The sequence below is a fragment of the Paenibacillus sp. J22P165 genome, assembly GCF_059692015.1.
This window is the reverse complement of sequence record NZ_JCAUAP010000007.1, coordinates 447,767-474,196: the sequence shown is the minus strand read 5'-3', so window position 1 is coordinate 474,196 and position 26,430 is coordinate 447,767. Positions and strand designations below refer to the sequence as shown.

The 26,430-nt window shown below is 44.4% G+C and carries 29 protein-coding genes; 17 read left to right on the top strand and 12 right to left on the bottom strand.

What is annotated here, in order from left to right:
• The first annotated feature begins 30 nt into the window (after nt 1–30).
• Nucleotides 31–468, top strand: coding sequence for a GNAT family N-acetyltransferase (locus AC58QM_RS19670; protein WP_497286552.1), 438 nt, complete (start codon nt 31–33; stop codon nt 466–468).
• On the opposite strand, the gene AC58QM_RS19665 is transcribed toward AC58QM_RS19670, so the two are convergent.
• Both AC58QM_RS19665 and AC58QM_RS19660 read right to left on the bottom strand, forming a co-directional pair.
• Nucleotides 465–2,078 (bottom strand): ATP-binding protein, encoded by a 1,614-nt coding sequence (locus AC58QM_RS19665; protein ID WP_497286551.1) that lies wholly within the window; start codon nt 2,076–2,078, stop codon nt 465–467. The genes AC58QM_RS19670 and AC58QM_RS19665 overlap by 4 nt on opposite strands.
• A gap of 167 nt (nt 2,079–2,245) precedes the next feature.
• A complete protein-coding gene (locus tag AC58QM_RS19660) occupies nt 2,246–2,998 on the bottom strand; it encodes an MBL fold metallo-hydrolase (RefSeq protein WP_497286550.1) in 753 nt (250 codons plus the stop codon).
• A 134-nt stretch (nt 2,999–3,132) separates the two neighbouring features.
• Here AC58QM_RS19660 and AC58QM_RS19655 point away from each other — a divergent pair, with 134 nt between their 5' ends.
• From AC58QM_RS19655 to AC58QM_RS19645, 3 genes are all read left to right on the top strand, one after another.
• Entirely contained in the window at nt 3,133–4,032 is a 900-nt protein-coding gene (locus AC58QM_RS19655; RefSeq protein ID WP_497286549.1) for an alpha/beta hydrolase, read from the top strand.
• Between the two features lie 80 nt (nt 4,033–4,112).
• Nucleotides 4,113–4,730: a stalk domain-containing protein gene (locus AC58QM_RS19650; protein ID WP_497286548.1), complete on the top strand. Its 618-nt coding sequence runs from the start codon at nt 4,113–4,115 to the stop codon at nt 4,728–4,730.
• Between the two features lie 90 nt (nt 4,731–4,820).
• On the top strand, nt 4,821–5,135 hold the full coding sequence (locus AC58QM_RS19645; RefSeq protein ID WP_056612546.1) for a DUF1292 domain-containing protein: 315 nt from the start codon (nt 4,821–4,823) through the stop codon (nt 5,133–5,135).
• 61 nt (nt 5,136–5,196) lie between these two features.
• Here AC58QM_RS19645 and AC58QM_RS19640 read toward each other — a convergent pair whose 3' ends face one another.
• Nucleotides 5,197–5,616, bottom strand: coding sequence for a DUF1885 family protein (locus AC58QM_RS19640; protein WP_497286547.1), 420 nt, complete (start codon nt 5,614–5,616; stop codon nt 5,197–5,199).
• Nucleotides 5,617–5,701: 85 nt separating this feature from the next.
• Complete coding sequence (locus AC58QM_RS19635) at nt 5,702–7,171, bottom strand: aminotransferase class I/II-fold pyridoxal phosphate-dependent enzyme (protein WP_497286546.1); 1,470 nt, start codon at nt 7,169–7,171, stop codon at nt 5,702–5,704.
• 172 nt (nt 7,172–7,343) lie between these two features.
• On the opposite strand from AC58QM_RS19635, the gene AC58QM_RS19630 reads away from it, so the two are divergent.
• Both AC58QM_RS19630 and AC58QM_RS19625 read left to right on the top strand, forming a co-directional pair.
• Nucleotides 7,344–8,615 (top strand): MFS transporter, encoded by a 1,272-nt coding sequence (locus tag AC58QM_RS19630; RefSeq protein ID WP_497286545.1) that lies wholly within the window; start codon nt 7,344–7,346, stop codon nt 8,613–8,615.
• Between the two features lie 33 nt (nt 8,616–8,648).
• Nucleotides 8,649–9,818, top strand: coding sequence for an MFS transporter (locus AC58QM_RS19625; protein WP_497286544.1), 1,170 nt, complete (start codon nt 8,649–8,651; stop codon nt 9,816–9,818).
• A gap of 71 nt (nt 9,819–9,889) precedes the next feature.
• Here the strand turns inward: AC58QM_RS19625 and AC58QM_RS19620 are convergent, their stop codons facing one another.
• The 5 genes from AC58QM_RS19620 to AC58QM_RS19600 form a co-directional block, all read right to left on the bottom strand.
• Complete coding sequence (locus AC58QM_RS19620; RefSeq protein ID WP_497286543.1) at nt 9,890–10,549, bottom strand: TetR/AcrR family transcriptional regulator; 660 nt, start codon at nt 10,547–10,549, stop codon at nt 9,890–9,892.
• A 38-nt stretch (nt 10,550–10,587) separates the two neighbouring features.
• Nucleotides 10,588–11,619 (bottom strand): ABC transporter permease, encoded by a 1,032-nt coding sequence (locus AC58QM_RS19615; protein ID WP_497286542.1) that lies wholly within the window; start codon nt 11,617–11,619, stop codon nt 10,588–10,590.
• Nucleotides 11,616–12,344 carry an ABC transporter ATP-binding protein gene (locus tag AC58QM_RS19610; RefSeq protein WP_497286541.1) on the bottom strand — a complete coding sequence of 243 codons (729 nt, stop codon included), beginning with the start codon at nt 12,342–12,344 and terminating at the stop codon, nt 11,616–11,618. Before AC58QM_RS19610 ends, AC58QM_RS19615 begins: the two co-directional genes overlap by 4 nt.
• A 163-nt stretch (nt 12,345–12,507) precedes the next feature.
• Nucleotides 12,508–13,191, bottom strand: a complete 684-nt coding sequence (locus AC58QM_RS19605) for a hypothetical protein (protein WP_497286540.1) — start codon at nt 13,189–13,191, stop codon at nt 12,508–12,510.
• Nucleotides 13,192–13,301: 110 nt separating this feature from the next.
• Complete coding sequence (locus AC58QM_RS19600; RefSeq protein ID WP_497286539.1) at nt 13,302–13,940, bottom strand: YktB family protein; 639 nt, start codon at nt 13,938–13,940, stop codon at nt 13,302–13,304.
• Between the two features lie 192 nt (nt 13,941–14,132).
• Between AC58QM_RS19600 and AC58QM_RS19595 the strand changes: the two genes are divergently transcribed.
• On the top strand, nt 14,133–14,978 hold the full coding sequence (locus tag AC58QM_RS19595; RefSeq protein WP_497286538.1) for a stalk domain-containing protein: 846 nt from the start codon (nt 14,133–14,135) through the stop codon (nt 14,976–14,978).
• 73 nt (nt 14,979–15,051) lie between these two features.
• Here AC58QM_RS19595 and AC58QM_RS19590 read toward each other — a convergent pair whose 3' ends face one another.
• The gene (locus AC58QM_RS19590) at nt 15,052–15,171 is read right to left on the bottom strand and encodes a YjcZ family sporulation protein (RefSeq protein ID WP_082595333.1); all 120 of its coding nucleotides are present in this window, start codon (nt 15,169–15,171) and stop codon (nt 15,052–15,054) included.
• 192 nt (nt 15,172–15,363) lie between these two features.
• On the opposite strand from AC58QM_RS19590, the gene AC58QM_RS19585 reads away from it, so the two are divergent.
• From AC58QM_RS19585 to gnd, 7 genes are all read left to right on the top strand, one after another.
• Nucleotides 15,364–15,594 carry a DUF6953 family protein gene (locus AC58QM_RS19585; RefSeq protein WP_497286537.1) on the top strand — a complete coding sequence of 77 codons (231 nt, stop codon included), beginning with the start codon at nt 15,364–15,366 and terminating at the stop codon, nt 15,592–15,594.
• A gap of 192 nt (nt 15,595–15,786) precedes the next feature.
• The gene (locus AC58QM_RS19580; protein ID WP_310227172.1) at nt 15,787–16,383 is read left to right on the top strand and encodes a YkzI domain-containing protein; all 597 of its coding nucleotides are present in this window, start codon (nt 15,787–15,789) and stop codon (nt 16,381–16,383) included.
• A gap of 201 nt (nt 16,384–16,584) precedes the next feature.
• Nucleotides 16,585–17,589, top strand: a complete 1,005-nt coding sequence (locus AC58QM_RS19575; protein ID WP_497286536.1) for a LacI family DNA-binding transcriptional regulator — start codon at nt 16,585–16,587, stop codon at nt 17,587–17,589.
• Between the two features lie 17 nt (nt 17,590–17,606).
• Nucleotides 17,607–18,878 carry a nickel pincer cofactor-dependent isomerase, group 22 gene (locus AC58QM_RS19570; protein ID WP_497286535.1) on the top strand — a complete coding sequence of 424 codons (1,272 nt, stop codon included), beginning with the start codon at nt 17,607–17,609 and terminating at the stop codon, nt 18,876–18,878.
• A complete protein-coding gene (gene gntK, locus AC58QM_RS19565; protein ID WP_497286534.1) occupies nt 18,875–20,437 on the top strand; it encodes a gluconokinase in 1,563 nt (520 codons plus the stop codon). The genes AC58QM_RS19570 and gntK overlap by 4 nt, the downstream gene beginning before the upstream one ends.
• Nucleotides 20,438–20,479: 42 nt before the next feature.
• Nucleotides 20,480–21,247 (top strand): SDR family oxidoreductase, encoded by a 768-nt coding sequence (locus tag AC58QM_RS19560; RefSeq protein ID WP_497286533.1) that lies wholly within the window; start codon nt 20,480–20,482, stop codon nt 21,245–21,247.
• Nucleotides 21,248–21,279: 32 nt separating this feature from the next.
• Complete coding sequence (gene gnd / locus AC58QM_RS19555; protein WP_310227181.1) at nt 21,280–22,695, top strand: NADP-dependent phosphogluconate dehydrogenase; 1,416 nt, start codon at nt 21,280–21,282, stop codon at nt 22,693–22,695.
• Nucleotides 22,696–22,698: 3 nt separating this feature from the next.
• On the opposite strand, the gene AC58QM_RS19550 is transcribed toward gnd, so the two are convergent.
• On the bottom strand, nt 22,699–23,019 hold the full coding sequence (locus AC58QM_RS19550) for a hypothetical protein (protein WP_497286532.1): 321 nt from the start codon (nt 23,017–23,019) through the stop codon (nt 22,699–22,701).
• Nucleotides 23,020–23,118: 99 nt separating this feature from the next.
• On the opposite strand from AC58QM_RS19550, the gene AC58QM_RS19545 reads away from it, so the two are divergent.
• Nucleotides 23,119–23,697, top strand: coding sequence for a shikimate kinase (locus AC58QM_RS19545; RefSeq protein WP_497286531.1), 579 nt, complete (start codon nt 23,119–23,121; stop codon nt 23,695–23,697).
• A 23-nt stretch (nt 23,698–23,720) separates the two neighbouring features.
• Here AC58QM_RS19545 and AC58QM_RS19540 read toward each other — a convergent pair whose 3' ends face one another.
• Entirely contained in the window at nt 23,721–24,011 is a 291-nt protein-coding gene (locus AC58QM_RS19540) for a rhodanese-like domain-containing protein (RefSeq protein ID WP_310227187.1), read from the bottom strand.
• Between the two features lie 262 nt (nt 24,012–24,273).
• Between AC58QM_RS19540 and aroA the strand changes: the two genes are divergently transcribed.
• Together aroA and AC58QM_RS19530 are read left to right on the top strand one after the other, a co-directional pair.
• Complete coding sequence (aroA, locus tag AC58QM_RS19535; protein ID WP_497286530.1) at nt 24,274–25,572, top strand: 3-phosphoshikimate 1-carboxyvinyltransferase; 1,299 nt, start codon at nt 24,274–24,276, stop codon at nt 25,570–25,572.
• Between the two features lie 31 nt (nt 25,573–25,603).
• Nucleotides 25,604–26,425 carry a C39 family peptidase gene (locus AC58QM_RS19530; RefSeq protein ID WP_497286529.1) on the top strand — a complete coding sequence of 274 codons (822 nt, stop codon included), beginning with the start codon at nt 25,604–25,606 and terminating at the stop codon, nt 26,423–26,425.
• Nucleotides 26,426–26,430: the final 5 nt, after the last annotated feature.

Below are 26,430 nucleotides of genomic sequence, written 5' to 3'. Positions count from 1 at the left end.
AGAAACGATCTTAGAGAGGAAGAAGCCCACATGGAAACTATTCGTGTTACAACAATGGATCAATTGAAATCTTGTTTTGCTGTGCGATTTAACGTATTTGTTGATGAACAACAAGTCCCCGCACACCTGGAGATGGATGAGAAGGATGAGTCCCCAGAAGCCTGTCATCATTTTCTCATCATGGATGGTGATGTACCCATCGCTACATCCAGATGGTATGAATATCAAGAAGCAACTGCTAAACTACAGCGTGTTGCTGTCTTAAAAGACTATAGAGGGCGTTCGTTAGGGAAACAGCTTATACTTGCGATGGAACAACAGGCGCTCGAACTAGGTTGCAAATATGCCATTCTAGACGCACAATGTCAAGCAGAAGGTTTTTATAGTCAGTTAGATTACAAAGTGATTTCCGATGAGCCGTTCTACGACGCTGGCATTTTACATGTGAGAATGAAGAAAACACTTTAACTAACAGAGACATTGTCATTTGCAGTAGTCACTGCTGCGGTAAGTGGGAAGGTAAGAATAAATCGGGTGCCGATCCCGAGCTCGCTTTCGACTTCTAGTGTACCATGATGATCCTGTACAATTTTATAGCAAATGGATAATCCCAGACCTGTACCGGTTTCTTTGGTAGTGAAGAATGGATGGAAAATCTTGTCCAACTGATCACTCGGAATACCAGGTCCATTATCCGCAATGATTAAAGTCGCGCTCTTCTGATCGCGGCTTAATTTCATGTGGAGAGAACCGTTTGCTTCCATCGCCTCGCAAGCATTTTTCATCATGTTAAGCAAGAGCTGAATCATCTTATCTTGATCCATTAGCATATGAACCCCATAGTTCGCCTCATGAAAATGGATCTCATGCCCAGAGCTGGTGGCTTCGGATTCAATGAGAGAAATCACTTTGAGAACGCATTCATTTAATGAGTGCGTTTGAAAGACGGTTTGGTGCGGCTTAGAGAATTGAAGAAATTCACCGGTCAAATCACTCATCCGACCAATTTCATCCATAATTAATCCATACCAATTTTCAATGTTGTAATCGTTTGCTTTTGATAATTGCAAAAAACCTTTTACAGTTGTTAAAGGATTGCGAATTTCATGAGCCATGCCAGAAGCAAGTTCACCGACCACACGGAGTTTCTCTGACCGTTGCATTTGTTCCTCGCGTTTTAACCAGGATTCACGTTTCTTCATAAATAAGTTATGCTCCGCGTGCAAAATAAGATCATCTTTCGTCAAAGCATCTTGTGGAAATATCGCTATGCCATATGTATTTTGTATACCAGTCAACTTGGGAAGTTCAGAATCGAGCTTTTGTTGATACGACGCAGTAGTTAGAAAATCTTTGTGAAGCGGCATGACGACTGCGAATTCATCACCTCCATATCGTGCTATGAATAGTGCATCTTTGAAAAGGATTTGAAGGAGATCCGCCATTTGCTTGAGTACGAAATTACCTGCTTGGAATCCCCCAGAGGTATTCATTGCCTTCAGATCCGTACAGTCGATTAGAAACAGCACAAGGGGCTGATGATGTTTGATTTGTTGTTCGAGTCTGCGATGACATTCTTCATAATTATAAAGGCCAGTAAGGGAGTCTTTTTGCGTTATTAAGTGGCGTTCATTGCGAATGCGATCCAGTTTACCAGTACGGAGATGGGCAGTTCTCGTAAGCCAAGTAACAGCAGCGAAGTCGAGGATACTCATAAAACCAAACATGGTGTTTTGAGAGGCAGAATGGGTTATGAAATTAACCGTTGTCACATAAGTAATCATGCATGCTAAAGCCATGGCCCATGCTTTTAACTTGTTTTCTTCCTTGTAAGAATGGTGTGAGAGTGTTAATAAATATAAGGGATAGCAGAGACTAGATTGTCCAAGTGCATGAAGCGAAGCAATGAGGAGAAGTTGAACCCAAGGCATAGCAGGATGAAGATTGGAAAAGCGAACAGCTAAAGCAAAAAGAATAATGGCTAGAACGAATGAAGGGATGTTCAATACTGAATGCAGATAAATTGTATATAGGCCATACAATAGTACATAAACATAATAAACCCCATTAATAATCACCGTATCAGCTCCCGATTGGAATTTCCGCCGTTCACCTACTCATGTGACAATTTCTATACTTGTCATAAAATCCCTGCTGTTCATCAAAAAAAATGAGAAAAATAGAGGTTTTTTATGAAAAAAAGCCTTGAGAAGGAGCACTCTAAGGCTTCAGATTAACAGATAGATTAATCGGGGATTTCGATGATATCATGTTTATGGATAAAGGTCATCTGACCTGTTTGACCGATGTAATCAGGCATGTGATCGTCATAATGCATCAGATAGACGAGTTTCTGAATAGGCTCGGGCAATGTAAGAAGTTCATCTAATGTGGTATGCACATATCCCTGACCACTTAATTGACAATCGTGGAAAATGGTGTGACAATTTCTTGTATCTATAACTTCATGAAGGAGCAAGTCCTTATTAAATTGCAAATCTGCACTATAAAACGTTCTGTGGTTAATAAAAATAGAATAGTTGAGCTTGTGAGCAATATGTAGGGTTGGGATAATTTCAAGCGTTAACTTAGGTGAAACGGCATAGGGTTGTCTTTCTTGGAGAAAGACAATTTCGAAGTAATCTTGGAGTTGATGGAAGCTTTCATCAGGATTATAGAGACCGCCTTTAAGACTGTTCTCCCAAAGCGTATCAGCTAATGCCTCCGTCACATAAAGTTTTACGCGCTTGCGGTTATATTGATAAAATAGACGAAAGGCTAGTTCTTCAAGCCCACCTACATGATCAGCATGAATATGTGAAATGAGAATACCATCGATTTGATCGAGTTCTATACCGAGTTCATGAAGTGATTTAGGCGTTGTAGGTCCACAATCAATTAGTATATTGGCATCCGTTGATAGGACTAATGCACTTGTATTGTAATATAATTTGGAAAAGGCACTGCCGGTTCCCAACATTTGAATTTGCAAACTCATTCAGTTGCCTCCATTTTTCGACAAATTCCATCTTTTTCTAATGTAACATGGAGGTTGCCGACTTTCAACCACTATATGTGGAATTAAAGATCTAGCAAGCTTAAAGTATCGAATAAGAAGGTGTTGATTTCACAATGAATTGGTTAGTAGCAGGTATCATTGTTTTGCTTATTTTGTTTGGTTTAGTTGGGATTTCGACCTATGTTGGTTGGCAATTAACACATCCAGAACGGAAATTAGTCGATGACGCTCCAGAGAATTATCAGCTTGAGCATTTGGATGTGATGTTCCCAAGTCGAACAGCGGGAGTGCTGTTAGATGGTTGGTACTTGAAGTCGCCTAACGCGCCATCCACATCTATGGCAACGACGATTATTATGTCCCATGGCTATGCGGGCACCAGGCTGGAAAAGGGACTCCCCGCGCTATCATTAGCTCAGCAACTCGTGCAGGCTGGTCATCATGTTCTTATGTACGACTTTCGTAATTCAGGGCGTTCAGAAGGGAATACAACAACGATAGGATTCCTGGAAAAGGAAGACATCCTTGGTGCAATTGATTGGGTGAAGTCATCAACTAGTTATCCGACGAAGATCATATTACTAGGATTCTCAATGGGAGGCACTTCATCCCTCTTAGCGGCTGCAGAAGAGAAAGAGGTGGCTGGCGTCATCACAGACAGTGCGTTTGGACAATTGATTCCTTATCTGAAGGAAAATCTGCCTGTGTGGTCTAAATTGCCTCGAATTCCTTTTACGCCACTGATTCTATCTATTTTGCCAAAGCTAATAGGTGTAAATCCTTATGCGGTTGATGCGTTAGCTGCTGTCGATCGGATTGCACCAAGGCCAATTTTGTTCATCCACAGTAAAGCTGATCAAGCCATCCCCTATACCAATAGTATAGCAATGTATGAGCGGCATCCGGAACAATTTGACATATGGATAACAGAAAAGGGGGGGCATGTCGGCTCCTATCAGTTGGAACAAGATGCGTATATTCAGCGTGTTCTAAAATTTATTGCAAAAAGTTAAATTCATCGCAACTCTTCTAAACCAACGGCGTATAATGATGCAGACAAACAGATGACTAACGAGGTTGGAGGCTAAGAGAGATGAAAGTTCAGCGCATTTTTATGTTGATGGTGATGTTTTTTGTTTTAAGTACGGCTGCGGTGGTAGCCTCTTCGATATGGGGGGAATATAAAGGATTTAATATCGCTAGATTGGTCGTAAATAATGAAACGAAGGAATTCCCTGATTCAGAAGTACCACCACTTATTGTGGATGGCAAGACAGTGCTGCCTTTACGTGCAATGAGCGATGCTTTACAGGCATTACTGAAGTGGGATGATGCAAGTAAAACTGCCTACTTGTTCAAGCCAAATGTACATATGTTTTTTACATCGGAAGTTCGTAAAGATTCGTCTATTGTTCCTTTCAGCGTTGTAGCACGCGGGGATGAAGTGAACTTTACTGTATTCACCCAAGTGGATAATTTGAAAACGAGCATTAATTCGGTTCGCGTGTCCGTTGTTTCTCCAAGCGGGCGCAATGTGATCACACCAATTGAGAAATCAATTGCAGATTCCAAAGAATCGTTTTGGTTAAAAGTACCTTTATATGGCGTGTCATTTTCAGAATCAGGTACATATGTCGTGAAATTTGCGATGCAGCAAAGTGGCAGCGGTGACTATACGGTTGTTTCGGAGAAACAAATTCAAGCGGAATAAGCCATGTGGTAATGAACTGGTTTGACCTCTTATAATGAAAATGTTAGGATATTCAAGTAACTTATTACTTTATGAAATGAGGTTCTGCCTGTGAGCGATGAGAAGCATGATCATGTGCACGGCCCGGACTGTGACCACGATCACGACGAGCAAGGGGAAGACGTTTTTATCGTAACGGACGAGAACGGTGTAGAACATGAAATGGTCATGGTATATACCTTCCAATCTCAGGAGCAAGCTTACGCTGTTCTACTAGATCGAAATGATCCTGAAGCAGACGGTGTCATTTTCCGTGTTGAAGAAGAGGACGAAGATGCATTCCTTGTCAACATTGAAGATGAGGAAGAGTGGGAACGTGTCGTAACGATTTACAATGAAATCGTGGCTCAAGAAGGCGAAGAATAAGAGCTATACATAAGAACCCCCTAGCAGAGTGATCTGTTAGGGGGTTTCTGTTTGTGTTGATTCATTTTCTAGGATTGAAATACATGATTCTACCGTTAAATAGATGAAGTTCAGCTTTCAGAAGTTTGCCCAAATATTTGCAGAATTCATTGCCTTTGCTCTTGTCACCATGTGTGGCATTGTCAGGTAATACGAATTGTACGAACTGGCGTTCTTGCTCTTGGTTTTGTTCAGAACCGACCCCAACGACGATCGTATGATATAAAGCGTTGGTGCCTTTCAGATAAAACCATTTGCCTTCGCCTTCCGGTTTCGTCTCAATCGTATAAGGGAATCCGGCTTCATCATACTCCCAACCAAGTTGTTTGGCTGTTTGGCTGAGTTGATCGCGATAATGCAACAGCTTGTCCTTGATTTCATCCAAGGTAAGTGAGGCAACAGCCGATCCTGTTACGAATTTAATATAAGCGCTTTGAGCCATTCCTTGATCACCTCATTCGCAAAACATCACCCATATCATAGCATCATGTAAACGGTTTTACAATATATCCCTACGGGTGAAACTACTAGAAGATAGCTTGTGTTTCTACGATGACTTTCACTTGTTGGACACTACGATCCTCAGGTCCTTTGACAGGCAATCCAACTTCCACATGCTCAACAATATAGTCGATTAATTCTTGTGTGATGACTTCGCCAGGGAGCAAAATAGGAATGCCAGGCGGGTAAACATAAATGAACTCAGCAATAATTCGATCAGCGGAGTCTTTAAACGGCAGAATTTCCGTTTCTCCGTAGAAAGCGTCACGCGGTGTTAACGTTAATTGCGGTATCGCCGGAACCTTGATGACTACTTCTTTAACCTCTACAACATCATCATTGATGTGGGATAGTTCTCGCAACGCTGTCAGCAAGATCTCCACATTCTCTGGCGTATCTCCTGGTGTGAAGAGACAGAGGATGTTGTACATGTCACTCATCTCGACTTCGATATTGTAGTGATCACGCAGCCAGTTCTCTACTTCAAAGCCCGTGACACCTAGCTTACGTACGTGAACGCAGATTTTGGTAGGATCATAGGCGTAAGTAGCTTCATCCCCGAGAATTTCTTCGCCGAAACAGTACAGGTTAGGGATCTCGTTGATTTGCTTTCTCGCATAGTGAGCAAGCTCAATTGTGCGTTCAGCCATCTCACGTCCATTCAAAGCGAGATGGCGACGAGATGTATCCAAGGAGCCGAGTAAAATATACGAAGTCGACGTCGTAGTCAGCATCGAAATAATCGTCTGAATACGTTTCGGATTAACACGATTTCCTTTGACATTGAGGACCGAACTTTGCGTCATGGAACCGCCAAGCTTATGTACACTCGTAGCCGCCATATCAGCGCCAGCTTCCATCGCAGACATCGGCAGCTTCTCGTGGAAATGGATGAGCACACCATGCGCTTCATCAACAAGCACTGGCATGTTGTAGCTATGAACCAGATCGACGATTTCTTTGAGGTTCGTACATACGCCATAATACGTAGGGTTGATGACAAGAACGGCTTTCGCATCAGGATGCTTTTCAAGTGCTCGACGAACGGAGCGGGTAGGGATGCCGTGGTCAATTCCCAGATTTTTATCACGAGCAGGTTGGATAAAGACGGGCTTAGCTCCAACGAAAATAATCGCGGCTAGAACGGATTTATGAACATTCCGCGGCACGATAATTTTGTCACCTTCGGAACAGACAGTCATTATCATCGTCATAATGGCGCCACTGGTGCCTTGTACGGAGAAGAATGTATGATCCGCGCCAAACGCATGTGCAGCCAGCTTCTGGGCTTCTTCGATGACCCCCATCGGTTGGTGGAGATCATCTAGCGGTGCTATATTGATGAGATCGATGGACAGGGCGTTGTCGCCAATGAAAGCACGAAACTCCGGGTCCATGCCGACTCCTTTTTTATGGCCAGGAATATGAAACTGAATAGGATTTCTTTCCGCATGCGCTAGCAATGCAGAGAACAGGGGTGTACGGGTATGATCCACCTGATTATCGCTTCCCTTCTATCGTGGATTGCTTGTTCTTTAGTTGCAACAAACAAAATGAGTATATCAAACTAGAGATTTGATGCAAGTTAATTTTTTCAAAATAGTTTGCACAAAATGGGGTCAAACTAACACTACGATGTATAAATAGGCAAAATAAAGGAGAAATCGGATGATTTGGCTGCAAAAATGGCGGAAAAATAGGTTGTTTTCCCCATTTGTGATGGAACTGTTAATTATTATGTTTGTTGTTGAATTTGTAAAGGGCGCGTTGCTTTTAACCATTTTACCTGTGTATATGACAACAGCGTTAGGAGCTTCTGCTTTTGTTATCGGATGGACACTAGCTGCTCAATATATTGGCGATAATGTATTACGTACACCTGTTGGGTGGATTATTGATCGGCTCGGTTATCGTGTGACGATGCTAACTGGGGTATTGCTAACGTTCCTATCGGTTATCATTATGGCGATTACAACGCAATACCTCTGGATGATAGTCGGGTGTGCACTGCTTGGATTTGGGACAGCACCTTTGTGGCCTTGTGTCATTACGGGAACGACAGAGGTAGCAGGCGATGAGGGTAAAGCAACAATCATGAGTGTTGTGTATATGGCTTGGCTGTCAGGGGTAGGATTAGGTCCTGTTGTGATTAATTTTTTCGTTGGTGAAGATAGTTATACTTTCGCTTTCAGATTGCTAATCGGCTGTATGACCGTAGTCGTGCTCGTGGCGCTCATGCTTCCACGTAAAGAAAAGGTGAGCATATCTAAGCATGATGGAGAAGTGGACAGAGTGGCTGTTAAGTCGCAATCGCAGCAAATAAAAGGGCGCACATGGTTGCAGAGTGTCTCTACCTATTTAAGCGAAGTTCGGAAATCGATGTCCGTAAGTCCATTGATGTTTCCAGCTATGTTCGCGCAAACATTTGCGCTTGGTATATTAACGCCGATTCTAACGCTTTATGCCAAAGAGGTCTTGTTGCTATCTTCTTTTCAATATAGCCTCTTTTTGGTCGCTGGAGGAGCGGTTACGGTGCTGTTTCTGGTTCCCATGGGCAAAATGGTGGACCGCCTCGGGATTCGCCCGTTCCTGTTCATCGGGTTTTCACTTAGCGCAGCATCACTGCTTCTCTTTACTTTTGTGAAATCAATGGGCTTACTGTATATCTTGGTCGCGGTTCTTGGCGTGGGCTATGCGTTTATTATCCCTTCGTGGAATGCGTTAATTGCTTCAGCGATTCCACCGGAGAAAAGAGGGGCAGTCTGGGGGTTTTTCCTCACGATTGAAGGGTTTGGGATGATTGTTGGCCCAATTGTTTCTGGGAAGCTCTGGGATGTATATGGGTATCACGCGCCATTCTTGACGAGTGGATTCGTACTTGTCTGTCTACTTGTTCTTCAAATGTTCATTTCCATCCCCAAAAAAGGTATGGTACGATAAGGAAAAAGAATTGGTTTGGAGGCTTAACGCATCATGAATAAACAGATTGGAATCATCATGTTGTTGCTGATGACGATCTTTATCGGATTCGGAATTATCATTCCCGTGCTGCCCGAAGTAGTGAATGGAGCAGGAGCGAAGTTTCATAACGCCTTACTATTGTCGGTGTATTCCGCCGCTTCCTTCTTGATGTCTCCCATTTGGGGAGGCTTATCGGATCGCATCGGTCGTAGACCGATTATCCTAATCGGACTGCTGGGATTTAGTATAAGCTTCTTGATCTTCGGCTTTGCTAATGATGAATTATGGATCATGTATGTATCCCGTATCCTAGGCGGCTTATTCTCAGGAGCAGCAACGGCATGTGCTGTCGCTTATGTTGCGGATATTACAACCGCAGAGAATCGAACGAAGGGCATGGGGATGGTCGGGATGTCCATTGGCCTAGGTTTTATCTTCGGACCCGCAGTTGGCGGAATTGTTAGCAAATGGGGAACGTACACGCCATTCTTCGTAGCTGCGGCAATATCCTTTGCATCGTTCTTACTTGCTGCTGCGATTCTTAAAGAATCCTTAACAGCGGACAAGCGCAGATCCTCGAAAGAAAAAGCGCCTTCGCGTTGGAGCGCTTTCGATGGAGCTTCGAAGTATTTGTACGTGTTATCGTTTTTCGTCTCGTTCACGTTGGCAGGACTTGAGGCCACGCTGCAGTATTATCAAATGGACAAAATTGGCGCAACGCCCTTTGATATTGGCATGATGTTCCTCGCGAGCGGCATCGTCGGGGCTTTGATCCAAGGCGGCGTAGTACGCCGCCTAGTGAAACAAGGTGCCGAACAGTTCGTCATCGGCATCGGTTTATTGCTCTCAGCAGCTGGCTTCTTCTTGCTGCTGTACTCCAGCAGCGTCGTAACCGCTGCGATTTACTTATCGGTCTTCGGCGCAGGGAACGCGCTGATCAGACCGTGTGTGACGTCGCTGATTACGCAGCGCACGAAGGTTGGACAAGGCGTCGCGACAGGACTCAGCTCCTCCATGGACAGCTTGGGCCGCATCGCAGGCCCATTGCTTGGTGGAGCGGTGTTCGCGATCGCGCACTCGCTGCCGTTCATCATCGGCGGCGTGCTTTGCCTAGCTGCGATCTTGCTGCTGCAGCGCTTCATTTTGGTTGATCGTCAAACTACCGCCCAACGAGCGGCTTAGGATTATGTAGAAAAGCTGCACATCCATTTCTCCAGAAGGAGAAGGATGTGCAGCTTTTTGTTTGTTACGACTTATGGACGAGGCGTTAGGCCGTACAAGATGAAATTGATCGTGTAGTCGATTTCTTTCTCTTCAAGCCATTCGCCATCGGGAATAAGCAGAAATCGGGTGATAAGAAACCCCATAATGGTGGAAATGATCATCCGTAATGCTGCGGGAGGAGGGAGGTCAATAATCTGACCTTGCTCTTGGAAATGTCGTATGGCTTTATAAGCTTTTTCCAACACTTGAGCGGCAACCTTCTCTTTAAATTGTTCCCGTAGCTCGTTGTGAAAAGGGATCTCGTGTATGAAGATTTTAATGATAGGAAAGTGCTTGCGAGCAAATTCCAAGCGGTTCAAAGTAACCGCGCGTAAGAAGGACTCCACACTGGGGTAATCAGCTTCCAATACCTTAGTAAAATCTTTGACCGCGAACGGAGCAATGAGTTTGGTCATCATGGGTGCTACGATCGAGAGGAGGAGCTCTTTTTTCGTTTTGTAATGACGAAAGATCGTACCCTCGGCTACGCCAGCTTTCTGCGCAATCTCACTCGTTGAGGAGCCTGCAAAACCTTTCTCAGAGAAAATCTCCACAGCGGCCTGAACAATCTTTATCTGTTTATCGGTCATTTTCTCTTCTTCGTCATTCAGACGCAGCAGCTCAGTTAACCATGGCTCGATCTCGGACATTGCATTCACCTCTTTATCAGTTCCTAAACATCCATCCATTATAACTTACGATGCTTCTTCAATGCCACAATATTCAAGAACATAAAGACGATTGTAAATGACGCTAATACGAGCACATCAAGCCAGATACGATCCCAATCAGCGCCGCGAATCATAATATTTCGCAAGGCGTCAGCTCCGTAATATAGCGGCATCAAATGGCCGATCCAGCGAAGATAAACCGACATCGTATCCAAGCTGAACAATCCTGAGAAGAATACTTGCGGCACGATGATGAGAGGGATGAACTGAATCATTTGGAACTCATTATTGGCGAAGGCAGAAATGAGCGTCCCTAAGGATAGGGCAGCAAGCGCCAGCAATAAGGTTATGAGCAGGACATACCAGAAGGATCCGACCATCATCAGACCAAGGACACTCGTTGCGAACCAAGCAATGAGCGTAGCTTGCAAGGTAGTGAAAATCCCAAAGCCGAGGATGTAGCCAACGACGATCTCCCAACGGCGAAGCGGTGTCGCAAGTAAGCGTTCCAAAGTTCCTCCCGTCCGTTCTCTGAGGAAAGAAACCCCTGAAAGCAGAAAGACGAAAAAGAAGACAAAAAATCCGATGAGGACCGGTCCGAAATTATCAAAAGCAGCCATGTCAGCTGCGCCGTGTAAATACGTGATGGCAGGTGTTTGAGCAGGTGCAGTGCCTGCGGGGGCGGCACTTTGTAATGCCTTTTGTAATAAGAAGAGGACAGCTTTATTCTTACTTGGATCACTGCCTTCTAATGTCAATTGCGGTGTGGTTCCATTCATCACGAGTACAGCATCTAATTGTACATTGTCTAGCTTTGCCTGAGCTTCTTCAGCAGTGTATATCGTGACCTCTGCATCTAAATCCTGTAATTTCTGAATGAGTGGGGCAGGGACATTGACAGCTCCTAGCTTTGGAACGTAGGTGTTGCCATTGAATACTAAGGACATCATGAACAAGATGAGCATTGGGGCTACAAGCATCATCATGAGTGTACGTTTATCATGGAAAAATTGACGGAGTATACGAATGACTATAGCTCGAATTCTCATGATTGAGCACCTCCATAGGATAGGAATGCTTCTTCAATTGTGGAGGAGGAGGTTGCATGCTTTAACTCCTCTGGCGTTCCCATAGCGGTGAGTTGGCCATCACGAATCATGCCAAGCTGATGACATTTGTCTGCTTCGTCCATGACATGTGTCGTCAGAAGAATGGTGGTTCCCTTAAGGCTCAGATTGGTCAGTTCCTGCCATATGGATTTGCGTAAGACAGGATCAATTCCGACTGTAGGCTCATCGAGAATGAGGATGCTTGGTTCATGCAGCAAGGAGATGGCCAACGATAATCGCCGTTTCATTCCTCCTGAATAATTGCTAACTTGCTTTTTCAAATGGTCAGTTAAATCAACGAGTTCCATAACGGCCTGAATACGCTGCTTGCATTTGGCTCCTTGGAGACCATACAAGGCCGCGAAGAATGCCAGGTTCTCGTATGCAGTTAATTCGGTGTATAAGGCGTCTGATTGTGCCATATAGCCGATCTGAGAGAGCATCGCAAGCTGTGGCATCTTTTGGCCAAGTACGTGCACCTGACCGGTTGTAGGGACTTCAATGCCTGCGATCAAGCGAACTAGAGTTGTCTTACCCGAGCCGGATGGACCTAGCAGACCGAATATCTTTGCGCTAGGTACAGCAAGCGTAATGTCTTTCAATACTGTTTTATCACCAAATTGTTTACTGACCCCTTGCACGTGAATCGATGTGTTGGACGTCATAGCTTGCACCTCTTTCTAAATAATAAAGTGAGTAATCACTCATTATTGGATCTAGACTTATCATACGTCATATGTATGAGATTGAGAAGTGAGTAATCACTCATTTCAAAAAAACAACAAAAAGAGGCATTCAAACGAATGCCCCTATTGTTATTTCACATCATTACTTCTTAGCTTTCGGTTCCATTTTGTGATCTACCCATTTCTCGATGGATGGGGTCAACTGATCCTTAATGGATACCACAAGCTTGTCTTTGGAAATACCTTTTGCTTGGGCAATTTCAGTGAGTGACTTCCCTGCATGCAGTTGCGTGCGAAGCTCGTCTTTACTCATGCCTAGCGATTTTGCGAGTTTTTCGGTATCGGGTTTTAGACCGAATTTGTGTTTGCCGTGACCACCAGGGTGGTGAGCCAGTAGGTTCTTCTCATTGAGGATGAACTTGAGATGCTCGCCAAGCTTTTGCTTCATGTGATCGCCTTGGTCAGCAGTTAGCTTGCCGTCTTTGACGGCTGTTTCGATCTTCGTTGTCCGCAGTTGTTGGAGTTTAGCAGTTAGATCAGCTTCCGAGATGCCTTTTTCGGCTGCGACTTCAACAATGCTTTTACCGCTCTTCAGCGATTTGAAGAGAACTTCTTTGTCTACACCAATAACCGTGGCTGATTCTTCAATAATCGGCCATTTCCGTTTATGATGTCCGCCTTGTCCCTTCTCATCAGCTTGTTGCCACCCTGCGGTAGGCTGTTCGTCCAAATCAGGATTCTGCGCGACTGCAGTCAGGCTTCCACCTAAGATGCAGGAGAGTGCGATCGAGCTGATGAGAAGCTTTCTTAGTTTCGTTGTTTCCAATGGTTTCGAGGCCTCCTTCCTGTTAGATTGGGAATTACAGGATTAGTCTGCGCAGGAAAGCCTCGTTTTAGTTGAAATCAACCTTAATTTAACATAAATTTTTCATGAAATTAGAGCGATGGTGTGTCAACGGCAAGCTTGTACAAAGGAAGCAACTGCTGGAAGGTTTGCTCGATCAATTGTTCCAATGCAGCAGGATTCGCTAATACAGGATCATTGTAGCTGAGATTGCGACCGATGAGCAGCTCCGCCTTTTTGACATCACGGAAGCGGATAAGCGCATTGTTCCAACCCGTAGTGTCGAGTGAAGACACAGGCGTTGTATCTTTTTTCATATGGTCAAAAGAGATAAGGAAGTCTTTCGGGATTTCTGCCTGAATTTTTTTCAAATTGTTCATGTACGTTGTCGCTATGTTTCCTTTGTTCGGAAGTTCATAGATAAGGGCAAGCCAGATGAATACACGATCGTCGAAAAGTCCGACTTGGAAATGGGGGACTTGCTTATAGCCACGTTTATAAGGGCAAATCGCCATCCAAGTATCTACTGGGGGATTGATTGTACGCCGTAAATGTTTGGCAATATGAAGGTACATCTCAGTTCCAGATTGAACGGCTAAGTCGGCTGCTAATTTGTCGCCTAACGCCTTGAATTTAGGTTGAATCCGTTCGCGAATGGCGGCCATACGCCCATCTAAGCCATCAATAGCAAAGGTATCAAAATCATGTTGTGTAAATCCAGTAAAACTCATGGTATGAGGTCCTCTTTTCAATCTTATTTGTCAACTATTCTAAAGTAATTTTCTACATCTCGCAATGAATCCCAAGTTTCTTCGATGTTTGCGTATAGGTCCTAAGATCGATATTGTCGAAATAAGCAGGGAAAATTAGGTATTTGTCGAATGATAGTTGCAAGCATGGAAGGTACAGGAGGAAGGAAACGGATGAAGAAAATGCCGAAGTGGTCAAAAATAGCAATTATCGGAACGTTGATGGGAACTTGCTTTGGGGCAGGTGTATATGCACAGGATGTGCTTCAACGTGTCGATGCGTATCTGAGAAGTGATTATAAGGTTGTTGTGAATGGTCAAGCCGTTCAGTTAGCGAATCCGCCATTAATCTATAATAATTCGAGTTATTTGCCAGTCAAAGAATTAGGCGGACATTTGGGTGCTATTGTGAATTGGGAAGAAAGTACGAAAACAATTTTTATTAATCCGCGTGTGAATCCAAATCAACCTGCGGAGGGAACGGCAACGAATTACCTGGACATTAAGCTGCAATTTCCGTATGCGCAATATATGGATTACCGCGGGGCTACTTATCCAATGCTAATAAATAATACAGATCAAGCGTATTACCGCTTGATTGATGTGGAGCGAATGGGGATCCGCACAGATGGCTTGCGTAAGGCGAAAGATAAATTTACAGGTCAACTGTACGTAAGTGAGACCGAATTGAAAAATGTATGGGGGAACGAACCCCCGCAAATCTCATATACGAATTACGAAACCATCGTGATAACCGAAGAGAAGGATCCGCTCAAACTCGAGGAATTAAGGAAATATGTAAATGATTTTCAATACTTGCCGATTAATGGCGTTATCATAGCTTCAAATCCGATCATCATCGATAAATTACCTGAAGAAAATACATATAGCTATTTGACAAATGATAATGGTCATTTCTATCGAACTAAACTTACCTTGACCCAATCTACGGGATGGAATAATAAAATTCTTTATTTCGTTGGAAGTTCTTCAAAAGAAGACATTGAGGCTGGGAAGTAAACGAGGTTAGTTATAAAAAAGGCAGCTCCCGCAAATGAATGCAGAGGGGCTGCCTTTTCTTATCTGGAGAAGATTAGATTACAAAAGCGCTAGTGATAATAACCAACAAGATGAAAAGAACCAAGATTGCTGCAGAAGACCCATAACCGCCGCCACAACCAACTCCACCAACACCTGCTACGCCATAACCCATTTGATTCACCCTCTCTTTCTAAGACCTGTCATTGACTTTCGACATAGCATATGGAGCAAGGGGCAGTATGGAATGGGCTAAAAGAGGCAACTTACATGATTGTGCTGGTGTCCCTAGTCAGGTGCGGATTTTGCATGCATTTATGGTATAATAATCAGATGGACAAGGATAGAAAAGGAGAATGGGTAGAGGATGAAAGAGAATGAAATTGCAGAGTGGATGCTTAATGAATTGAAATCGGCAGGTATTTTGTATCAAAAGGATGCAGTTGACTATATTCTTAACAATTTTGGGGAATCATTTATTTATGCGAACGAGAATGGGAATCAAGCGATTTCCAAAGAGGTTAAGAAAATCTTCAAGAAATTGCATGGCGGAAGAGCTGCCTGGGAGCGCGATGGATTTTTCTGGGGTTGGCATTAACTATAGACTGGCCGATTCATGGACTGTAGCTGATGGCAAACAGGCATCGGCTTTTTTTGTGCGCTTTCTTTTAAAAAAATATCCATAATCCAAGTTGCTAAAACATAGAATTCATAATAAGATAACTGTAAGAACACAAGTTGTCTGAATATTTAAATAAATGATTATGCACCAATTATGGAGGGGATTGCCGTGAGTAAGAGTCATGAAGTGGAGTATTGCAACCTAGAGTTACGATTTGATCGCCGGCTAATCCGGAACTTCATTAAAGCGCTCATTCAAGAAGGATACTCACTCTATTGGAATGAAAGTGAACTGCAGTTTATCATTTCTATTCGAACAGGCCGCAAGCTGATTAAGCTGAAATTCGAACGGATTGGCGAGAAGTATAAGATTGTTGGCAATTATTCATTTAAGGATGAGAAGCTCGCTGAAATGATGGAGAAGCTGATCGGGGATACACGCGGTCATGCGGTAGTTAAAAGATTTAAGGATCGGCAAATTCTCATTGAGAATATTATGTTCGGGGAAATCATCCGCATGGTAGAGATTAGCGGAATTGAACATAAGGTGCTGTATCAGAAGGAGCCTGCTGTGACCGTAGAAGAAGTCATGCAAGCACTAAGATCGAAGAGGACGGATGAACGCATCCCTATTTTGCGAATGGAGCTTGATTATGAATTAGCTACGCTGCAAGATGCAATCGCATCCGGGGATACCAAAGCCGCGATGGAAAGTAAAGCTAAATTGATCGAGCTGAGACAAGAAATGCTTCTATTGGAGATGTGAGAATGAATAGTGTGCTGGGATGAAAGAGAGCCTGTATGAACGTATACGGGACTCTCTTTTGTGTGTTTAAAGGGGGATATTCGTGCTGAAATATACAAAAAATAAGTGAAAGACTCCTGGAGAAGGGAGTTTTTTTGCTCTACAAAAAGAGTATTGTTAACGTGTGCATAGATGTGATATGCTTCAGATAGAGGTGATGGCATGAGCGTAACGATTAAGGATATTGCGAAGCTCGCAGGTGTATCGCATACCACCGTTTCCAGAGCGCTGAACAACAGTCCGCTCATCCAAGAGGAGACCAAGGAGCGCATTCGCATCATCGCTAATCAACTGGATTACACGCCGAATTATAATGCGAAGAGCTTAGTTTTGGATCGCTCGTATAACTTGGGGCTATTTTTCACCACACTAAGCAATGGTACTTCCGCAGGATTCTTTTACGAAGCTATTCGTGGGGTTAACTCCGTGATAAGAGATCGCTATCAGCTGATCGTCAAGGGAATTGATGATTACACGAGCTTTCATTCCGTTACGAAGAAAAGTTTCGACGGCATCATCATAGTTAGTCAAAGTGATGACGATCAACCAATCATTGAACACATTGCACAGAAGGGGATTCCCTTGGTTGTGCTGAATCGCCCTGTGGACACCGCTGGTGTTCTGAATGTGTTGTCCGATGAGGAGCAAGGTGCTTTTCATGCAGGCGCTTACCTTGTGAAGCAAGGACATAAGAAAATTGCACTAATTGAAGGACGCAAAGGTTTCAAATCCGCACAAAATCGGAAAGATGGTTTTGAACGTGCTATGGGCCATTACGGGATCTCGGTTCCAGCAGCCTATCGCTTGCCAGGATTGTATGATCTTGAAAGCGGTCATAAAGCGATGCAGCAGTTTCTGAGTCTGAATGAGAAGCCGACAGCTGTATTTTGCTGTAATGATGAGATGGCATTAGGCGCCATTAAAGCTGTATTTGAAGCGGGTTTACAAGTCCCTAAAGACATATCCGTAGTTGGCTTTGACGATACGGTTTTCGCAGGGTATGTTACGCCGTCCTTGACGACTGTACGAAGACCCATTGAACAAATTAGCAAAGAAGGCGCATTGCGTCTCTTAGGTAATATAGAGAACAAATTGCATGCCACAGAGCAAGTGCTCTTGCGAACGGAACTGATTGTTCGTGAGTCCGTGCAACCATTACAAGACTAAGAAAGTGGGAGAAGTCGATGAGTATTCTAAGAGAGCTGTTACAAGATATTCCGATTCCGCAAATGGTCAAGATCCGCCAAAAATTTGATCGTACAATTTTGGAGAATCCTTTGCAGGAACTTGCCGATAAGCTGGAAAGCAGTGGCGTTATGCCGAGCATTCTTCCCGGTCAACAAGTTGCAGTTGCTGTAGGGAGCAGAGGTATTGCCAATATCGCTGGTTTCACGAAAACAACTTTGGATGCGATTAAGGCTAGAGGCGCGCATCCATTCATCGTACCGTGTATGGGCAGTCACGGCGGAGCAACCGCAGAAGGTCAGACTGAGGTGCTGCAGCACTTTGGTATAACGGAAGAATCAATGGGAGCACCAATTCGTTCTTCGATGGACGTCGTCAAAATCGATCAACTGCCGAACGGTTTGCCGGTTTACGTAGATCGCATTGCTTCAGAGGCAGATGCCATTGTCGTTATTAATCGTGTGAAGCCGCATACGGCATTCCGTGGACGTATTGAGAGCGGCATCATGAAGATGATCGCGATTGGTTTGGGTAAGCAAAAGGGCGCTGAAGCTTGTCATCAGTTAGGCTTTAAGTATATGGCTGAGAACGTGCCGGCGATGGCGAATCTCATGATTGAGAAGTTGCCGATCGTTTTCGGTGTTGCGCTCGTTGAGAATGCTTACGATGAAACATGTCAGGTCGAAGTCCTGCCAGCCGCGGAGATCGAGGCTCGCGAGGAAGTTTTACTCGTTGAAGCGAAGTCCCGCTTGCCCAAAATTTTGTTCGATGAAATCGATGTCCTTGTTATTGATTATATCGGTAAAAACATTAGCGGTGATGGCATGGATCCGAACGTAACTGGGCGTTATCCTACACCGTATGCACATGGTGGCCCAGAGGTGTCGAAGATGGTAGTCCTTGATTTGACGCATGAAACAAAAGGGAATGCCAACGGAGTAGGTACAGCTGACTTTACGACGCAACGCCTTGTAGATAAAACAAACCTGGAGTTCACATATGCCAATGGTCTGACTTCTACGGTATGTGCGCCTACGAAAATTGCAACGACGTTGGAGAATGATTTCTACGCCATCAAAGCAGCTGTGAAAACGTGTAATATTTTAGATTATACGACCTGCAAACTAGTTCGCATTCAAGATACACTGCACCTAGGCGAAATTGAAATTTCAGTTAATCTCCTTGAAGCTGCTCGTCAACATCCAGATATCGAGATTTTATCGGAGCCATTTGAGCTATCATTTGATGCAGAGGGGAATATTAGCCCATGACGGAAAGTCAGAAGCCATATATCATAGCAGCCGATATTGGAACAACGAGCACCAAAACGCTTGTCATCGATCGAGACGGACGTGTTCTTGCTTCCCATTCCATCGAATATCCGTTGTTTACGCCTGCCTCAGATCGCGCAGAGCAGGATCCAGATCAAATATTTGATGCTGTGGTGCAAGGGATCGGCGCAGTCGTTCGCAAGCAAGGCGTCAAGCCTGAACAAGTACTTTGCGTGTCATTTAGTTCCGCGATGCATTCGCTAATTGCCGTAGATGAGCATAATAAGCCGCTTACGCAATGCATTACTTGGGCTGACAATCGCAGCAGTCAATATGCCGAGGAGTTGAGGCTCAGCGGACTTGGACAACAGATTTATGCGAGAACAGGTACTCCGATTCACCCGATGTCGCCGCTTTTGAAGTTAAAGTGGTTTAGCCATTATGAACCAGAGCTTGTTCGAAACACTTATAAATTTATCGGAATTAAAGAGTATGTGTTTGCGAAATTATTTGGTGATTATCTCATCGACCATTCACTGGCAAGTGCAACTGGCTTATTTAATTTAGAGCAATTAGATTGGGATGCAGGTGCATTGGATTACGCGGGTGTAACGCCGAAGCAGTTATCCACACTAGTTCCGACGACGCATCGCGTTGAAGGATTAAGCCAAGCGGATGCTGCAACGATGGGCTTGTCCACGGATACACCATTTATTGTTGGTGCATCGGATGGTGTCCTTGCCAATCTTGGCGTGGGGGCGTTCGAGCCTGGTGTAGTCGCTGTTACGATCGGTACGAGCGGTGCTGTTCGCAGTGTTGTTAGCAAACCTCAAACGGATCCTGAAGGGAAATTATTCTGTTACGCGTTAACCGAAAATTTCTGGGTCGTTGGTGGCCCCATTAATAATGGGGGGATTGTCTTCCGCTGGGTAAGAGATCAGATTGCGACTGCAGAAGCAGAAGAAGCACGCCGTATGGGCATGGATCCTTACGACCATTTGACAGCACTTGCTGCCGAAGTCGGAGCCGGCTCAGATGGTTTACTCTTCTTGCCATTACTGTCGGGTGAACGAGCGCCATATTGGAATGCCAATGCACGCGGTGTGTATTTCGGCCTTTCACTCAGTCACCAGAAAAAGCATATGATTCGTGCTGCCCTTGAAGGCGTCATGTTTTCCATTCAAGCCGTTGCCACATCATTGGAACGGATGATGGGTCCTGCTACGGTGATTCGCGCTTCTGGCGGTTTCGCTCGTTCAGAGTTTTGGCGTCAGATGATGACCGATATGCTTGGGACCGCCGTTACTGTTCCGGACTCTATTGAGAGTTCAGGAATTGGCGCTGCCTTACTAGGTCTACTAGCGATGGGCGAAATTGAAGATTTATCACATGCACACAAATGGATTCGTGTAGGCAAGGCTCACGAGGTGAATGAAAACGATTATCGCGTATATCAACAATTGACATCTATTTATACGAGCGTATATCATCAGTTAAAAGATCAATTCGACGCGATCACCGCTTTTCAAAGTCAGCACCTACGGAGTCCTCAACTATAATTCCTAATAGACAAATTAATATTATTCGAGAGGATGACGACAATGAACTTATTCGATCTTTCTGGAAAAACAGCAGTAATTATTGGCGGTAATAGTACACTTGGTGGTTCCATGGCTCTTGCTCTAGCTGGACATGGTGCTAAAGTCGCGATCGTCGGGCGCAATCAAGAGAAATGCGAACAGGTTCGCGAGAGTATTGCAGCAATTGGCGGAGAAGCAAAGTCGTTTCAAGCAGACGCTACGAAACGTGAAGATTTAGAGCAAGTTCTCCAAGATGTTATCGCTTGGTCGGGCAGCGCGGATATTCTTATGAATTGTCCAGGTAAAAATAGTGCGACGCCTTTCTTTGACATTTCCATGGAAGAATGGGATTCTATTATGGAGGTCAATTTGAAAAGTGTCGTGATAGCCTGCCAAGTGTTCGGGAAATACATGGTTGAACGAGGTGAAGGCGGAAGCATTATTAATATTTCATCCGTTTCCTCGGATCCACCACTTTCTCGCGTGTTCACTTACTCCGCTTCCAAAGCAGCTGTGAATAACATCACACAGAACCTAGCTCGTGAGTTTGCTCCAAGTCGCGTGCGCGTGAATGCTATTATTCCTGGCTTTTTCCCAGCAGAGCAGAATCGTAAGATTTTGTCGCCTGAGCGGATCGAATCCATTATGCGTCATACGCCAATGAATCGATTTGGTGAAGCTGCAGAGCTTCAAGGTGCTGCGGTGTACCTGGCCTCAGAGAAAGCTTCAAGCTTTGTGACAGGAACAGTTTTGAGAGTAGACGGCGGTTTTGGCGCGATGACGATTTAAACATTTATATATCGGAAGGGTGTATGAGAGACATGTCTAAGCAACAAATAGGTGTTGTAGGTTTAGCAGTAATGGGGAAAAACTTAGCATTAAACATTGAAAGCAGAGGCTTTACGGTATCCGTATTCAACCGTTCTGCTGAGAAAACGAAGGAGCTTCTTCAAGAAGCACCAGGGAAACAACTAGTTGGTACATACACGGTTGAAGAATTCGTTCAATCCCTTGAAGTGCCGCGCAAGATTTTGATCATGGTCAAAGCTGGCGGACCTACAGACGACACAATTAACCAATTGCTTCCGCATTTGGATAAAGGCGATATCTTGATCGATGGCGGAAATGCATTTTTCCCTGACACACAACGTCGCAACAAAGAGCTTGAAGCTCACGGTATTCGTTTCGTTGGAACAGGTGTTTCCGGTGGTGAAGAAGGCGCACTTAAAGGACCTGCGATCATGCCAGGTGGACAAGAAGACGCTTATAAATTGGTAGAACCTATTCTAACAGCGATTTCCGCTAAAGTTGGCGAAGATGCTTGTTGTACGTATATCGGACCAGATGGTGCGGGTCACTATGTGAAAATGGTGCACAACGGCATCGAGTACGGGGATATGCAGTTGATTTGTGAAGCTTACCAATTGCTGAAAGATGTACTTAACGTTAGTACAGAAGAACTTCATGAGATTTTCACAGAGTGGAACAATGGGGAGCTAGACAGCTACCTAATCGAAATCACGCGTGATATCTTCACGAAATACGATGCTGAAACAGGCAAACCAATGGTTGACGTGATTCTGGATTCCGCTGGTCAAAAGGGAACAGGAAAATGGACCAGTCAAAGTGCTCTGGACCTAGGCGTGCCGCTTTCCATCATCACAGAATCCGTATTCTCCCGTTTCATCTCCGCGATGAAGGAAGAACGCGTAGCAGCAAGCAAAGTACTCAAAGGACCTGATGCTCCAGCATTTACAGGCGATCGCAAAGCGTTTATCGAGGCTGTTCGTCAAGCTCTTTACGCCAGCAAAATTTGTTCTTACGCTCAAGGCTTTGCTCAAATGAGAGCAGCTTCCGAAGAATATAAATGGGATTTGAAATACGGCAGCATCGCTATGATCTTCCGTGGCGGGTGTATTATCCGTGCTCGTTTCCTTCAAAATATCAAGGATGCATATGATCGCAATCCTGAATTGAAAAACCTATTGTTGGATTCTTACTTCACAGACGTAGTGGATAACTACCAAGGTTCATGGAGAAAAGTGGTAGCTGAAGCCGTTACTCGCGGTATCGCAGTTCCTTCCTTCGCATCCGCACTTGCGTACTATGACAGCTACCGCACAGAAAGACTGCCGGCTAACCTATTGCAAGCGCAACGTGACTACTTCGGTGCTCATACGTTCCAACGTGTGGACAAAGAAGGATCCTTCCACTTCAACTGGATGGGTAACGAGTAGGCGTTAAGCCTCTTCTTGTAAGCCGTAGGCAGCTTCTCTAAGCCACATCTTCAATCGGTCAGCGTCTTGATCGAAGCCATTGCGGCGGTGGATGAGCATGAGAGAAACCTCGGCAAAATAACGGAAATTTCTTAATAATCGTGGTTGAGTAAGACCTTGCACAAGCGGGTCTTCTTCAGCCACTTTTTTCTTAATAAATTCTAGAATCCAGACGACATCCTCTTTGCATAACGTATAGCTTGGGTGCAAAATCTGCTCTAGTTTGCGCTGTGTGCGATTCGTAAAGGCAATCGTGTGGTTCGTGTTCAAAACAGTTGGGTTCAAAGCTCCATCTCTCCTTATCGGCGTGGTCTCTCTAAAATCTTAACTGTTTGTGCTAGAATTTATTCACACTACTATATGATTTTTGGATGGATTGTATTCATGCTGAAAGAGCTATGGTATGATGTTGGGAAAGTTTGTATGACTAGCTCATGGGAAAAGGGGATTAGTGTGACAGTTAGAAATATTGTACTTGTTGGATTCATGGGGACAGGGAAATCAACGGTAGGTAGGAAGCTAGCAGAGCGTTTAGGATGGAGTTTTTGTGATTCTGACACTGTGTTAGAAGAAATTCAACAGACCAGTATTCCTGAATTATTTCGCAATCATGGTGAAGCTCATTTTCGTGCTTTAGAGACAGAGACGTTGGCACGGATTTTAGATAGTGAAGGGCAAGTTGTAGCAACTGGTGGAGGGGCTGTATTAGCGGCATCCAATAGAGATTGCATGCTTCAGCATGGCTTTGTCGTTGCCTTGGAAGCAACAGCAGCAACGATTATCCAACGAGTTAGTGCAGATACGAATCGCCCTCTGCTGCAAGGTAATTTGGAGGAACGTGTACACACACTTATGGAACAAAGAAGACATGCCTATGATTTTGCGCATGCGTCCATTAATACTACTGAACTATCAGAGGATGAAATTGTAGATCTGATCATTCAACATGCCGGTCGCCATTAAAAGGAGAAGACAAGCTCTTCAGCTTAGTCTTCCCATTCCAACATGCCGCCGGTCATGTTCTTGAGTCCTTTATAGCCATTGGCTTCTAAGTAACCAAGTGCGCGTCCGCTGCGATTTCCACTGCGACATACTAGAATGACTTCATCTGCTTGTGGAATCTCGCTAAGGCGCTCTGGTAATTGGGCTAATGGAATATGTATAGCGCCTTGAATCATACCTTCTGCTACTTCTTCATCTTCGCGAACGTCGATAAGTATTAAATGTTCACCTTGTGCAAGTCTTGTTTTGACTTCGGATGGTAGAATCGTATCCATGATGTGCCTCCATGTTCGTATTTACGGAAGAAATCCTCCTACTTAGTATGATAGAAATTTAACGCCGAGATGTCAAACGAAGCGTTACTTTATCTAGCTTTTTCGCGAGTATCCTGTAAGGGGAGAAGGTTTCCAAGTTACATTTCGTATGATACACTGTCAATAATATTTGATCTCTATCATCCTGCTGAAGCGTGTTTTCTTAGCATTCATTCTGCTGGATATACATATAAAACTACTTGCGAAGGAGTTAACAAACGACATGAAAGCCATCGTAAAACCAACTTCCCATCTTGAAGGGGAAATTAATGCATTATCCTCCAAAAACTATACTACACGCTACTTGCTTATCGGTGCACTTGCGAATGGGACAAGCACAATCTATTACCCAGCTCATAGTGAAGACAGTGATGCGATGAGACGCTGCGTACGTGATTTAGGAGCGATTATAGAAGAAGATGATGAGAAAATTGTCATCACAGGCTTTGGTAAGAACCCTAAGCATGTGTCTGAATTGAATGTTGGCAATGCTGGAGCTGTGCTTCGCTTTTTGATGTCTACCGCTGCTTTCTGTCCGGAAGTAACTTTCGTAAATACGTATCCGGAATCGTTGGGGAAACGTCCTCATGATGATTTAATAGATACTTTGCAACAAATGGGTATAGAAGTACTACATAATAACGGTCGTTTGCCGATAACTATTAAAGGGGGACAACCTCGCGGTGGCAAAATCACCGTTTCTGGAAATGTGAGTTCACAGTTTTTGAGCTCCCTCTTGTTTATGACGCCGTTACTTGAAGAAGATACTGAAATTGAAGTTTTGCATGATTTGAAGTCCAAAATTATTGTTGGTCAAACGCTTGAAGTTTTGGCACAAGCAGGTATTGTTGTACATGCAAGTGAAGATTTGATGCACTATCGTATACCAGGCAGACAATCCTATGAAGCCAAAGAATACGTCATCCAAGGTGATTACCCAGGCTCTGCAGCGATTCTTGCTGCAGCTGCAGTGACAAACTCGGATGTTCGTGTGCTTCGTCTAGAAGAGAATAGCAAGCAAGGCGAGAAAGCGTGTGTCGATGTTCTGAAGGCTATGGGCGTAGATCTAACACACGACAATGGCGTTGTACATGTTCGTGGAAATCAGCGCCTAGTTGCTGGAGAATTCGATGGCGATCATTTCACAGATGCAGTTCTTGCTATGGTTGCTGCGGCTGTGTTTGCAGAAGGTACATCGCGGTTCTACAATGTTGAGAACTTGCGGTATAAAGAGTGTGATCGTATCACAGATTACTTGAATGAGCTCCGTAAAGCTGGAGCTGATGTAGAAGAACGTCAGAGTGAAATTATTGTTCATGGGAAGCCACAAGGTGTTGAAGGCGGCGTAGAAATTAATGCGCATTTCGATCACCGGGTCATCATGGCATTAACGGTGGTAGGTCTTCGCTCTGAGAAGGGATTAACAATTCGGGATGCCCACCACGTGGCTAAGTCGTACCCACAATACTTCGACCACTTGCGCTCGATTGGCGCACAGGTTGAGCTTGTGAGTGAGTCCTAGAATCTCAATTACAATGAATGGGTGAGTCAGCATGAGGATTATTTGGCAAGGATTGAAGGTGACGTTTGGATTATTTCTCGTAGCTGGCCTTACATTTGCAAGCAGTGTATTTGCTGTCCTGCTCTATGCGAAGGCAACCGGGAAAGAACCAGCCTTATTCGCGTCTGGCCCAGTAGTCTTAGCAGTTGATAAGCCCGCCGCTACGGTTAAGGCGACTGTGAAGCCATCACCGTCGCCCGCTGTTGAACAAGCGAAATCAGCGATGCTGGATGTTCCTATCTTTGGTCAGCTGCCAGAGCTGCCGGCTGGTTGTGAGATCACCAGTCTCACGATGCTGCTACAGTTCTATGGCGTGAACAAAACGAAGATGGAGTTAGTCACCGAAATGCCGACAGATTCCACGCCAGCAACACTGGATGCCAATGGTAACATCACGTATTGGGGCAATCCCAACAGCGGCTTCGTTGGTGATGTAACCCGCAAGAAGAGAGGCTTCGGCATATATGCTGCAGGATTGTTCCCTCTTTTGAAAACGTATATCCCTCAAGCTATTAATATAACGGGGGAACCTTTTGAGCTATACGAGCAGCAAGTGGCGCATGGTATTCCGGTTATAGTCTGGACCACGATTGATTACAATCTACCGTACAAATGGGTCACTTGGGATACCCCGATCGGTCCACTAAAGACAACATACTCGGAGCATGCTGTTGTTCTTGTTGGATTTGATGAGTCCAATGTTTATTTGAATGATCCATTAAATGGTAAAAAGCAAATACAAGTAAACAAAGCCCAATTTGTGGAGACATGGTCTGCCATGGGGAAACAAGGTCTAACCTACTTAAATAAATAGGAGAG

Coding starts and splice junctions, on each gene's coding strand:
- AC58QM_RS19610 (WP_497286541.1), bottom strand. CDS start 12,344: ATGACGTCCAACACATCGATTCACGTGCAAGGGGTCAGTAAACAATTT.
- AC58QM_RS19575 (WP_497286536.1), top strand. CDS start 16,585: ATGAGCGTAACGATTAAGGATATTGCGAAGCTCGCAGGTGTATCGCAT.
- AC58QM_RS19585 (WP_497286537.1), top strand. CDS start 15,364: ATGAAAGAGAATGAAATTGCAGAGTGGATGCTTAATGAATTGAAATCG.
- AC58QM_RS19620 (WP_497286543.1), bottom strand. CDS start 10,549: ATGTCCGAGATCGAGCCATGGTTAACTGAGCTGCTGCGTCTGAATGAC.
- AC58QM_RS19650 (WP_497286548.1), top strand. CDS start 4,113: ATGAAAGTTCAGCGCATTTTTATGTTGATGGTGATGTTTTTTGTTTTA.
- AC58QM_RS19545 (WP_497286531.1), top strand. CDS start 23,119: ATGCTGAAAGAGCTATGGTATGATGTTGGGAAAGTTTGTATGACTAGC.
- AC58QM_RS19540 (WP_310227187.1), bottom strand. CDS start 24,011: ATGGATACGATTCTACCATCCGAAGTCAAAACAAGACTTGCACAAGGT.
- AC58QM_RS19560 (WP_497286533.1), top strand. CDS start 20,480: ATGAACTTATTCGATCTTTCTGGAAAAACAGCAGTAATTATTGGCGGT.
- AC58QM_RS19630 (WP_497286545.1), top strand. CDS start 7,344: ATGATTTGGCTGCAAAAATGGCGGAAAAATAGGTTGTTTTCCCCATTT.
- AC58QM_RS19655 (WP_497286549.1), top strand. CDS start 3,133: ATGAATTGGTTAGTAGCAGGTATCATTGTTTTGCTTATTTTGTTTGGT.
- AC58QM_RS19625 (WP_497286544.1), top strand. CDS start 8,649: ATGAATAAACAGATTGGAATCATCATGTTGTTGCTGATGACGATCTTT.
- AC58QM_RS19600 (WP_497286539.1), bottom strand. CDS start 13,940: ATGAGTTTTACTGGATTTACACAACATGATTTTGATACCTTTGCTATT.
- AC58QM_RS19530 (WP_497286529.1), top strand. CDS start 25,604: ATGAGGATTATTTGGCAAGGATTGAAGGTGACGTTTGGATTATTTCTC.
- AC58QM_RS19670 (WP_497286552.1), top strand. CDS start 31: ATGGAAACTATTCGTGTTACAACAATGGATCAATTGAAATCTTGTTTT.
- gnd (WP_310227181.1), top strand. CDS start 21,280: ATGTCTAAGCAACAAATAGGTGTTGTAGGTTTAGCAGTAATGGGGAAA.
- AC58QM_RS19615 (WP_497286542.1), bottom strand. CDS start 11,619: ATGAGAATTCGAGCTATAGTCATTCGTATACTCCGTCAATTTTTCCAT.
- AC58QM_RS19595 (WP_497286538.1), top strand. CDS start 14,133: ATGAAGAAAATGCCGAAGTGGTCAAAAATAGCAATTATCGGAACGTTG.
- aroA (WP_497286530.1), top strand. CDS start 24,274: ATGAAAGCCATCGTAAAACCAACTTCCCATCTTGAAGGGGAAATTAAT.
- gntK (WP_497286534.1), top strand. CDS start 18,875: ATGACGGAAAGTCAGAAGCCATATATCATAGCAGCCGATATTGGAACA.
- AC58QM_RS19660 (WP_497286550.1), bottom strand. CDS start 2,998: ATGAGTTTGCAAATTCAAATGTTGGGAACCGGCAGTGCCTTTTCCAAA.
- AC58QM_RS19570 (WP_497286535.1), top strand. CDS start 17,607: ATGAGTATTCTAAGAGAGCTGTTACAAGATATTCCGATTCCGCAAATG.
- AC58QM_RS19640 (WP_497286547.1), bottom strand. CDS start 5,616: ATGGCTCAAAGCGCTTATATTAAATTCGTAACAGGATCGGCTGTTGCC.
- AC58QM_RS19590 (WP_082595333.1), bottom strand. CDS start 15,171: ATGGGTTATGGCGTAGCAGGTGTTGGTGGAGTTGGTTGTGGCGGCGGT.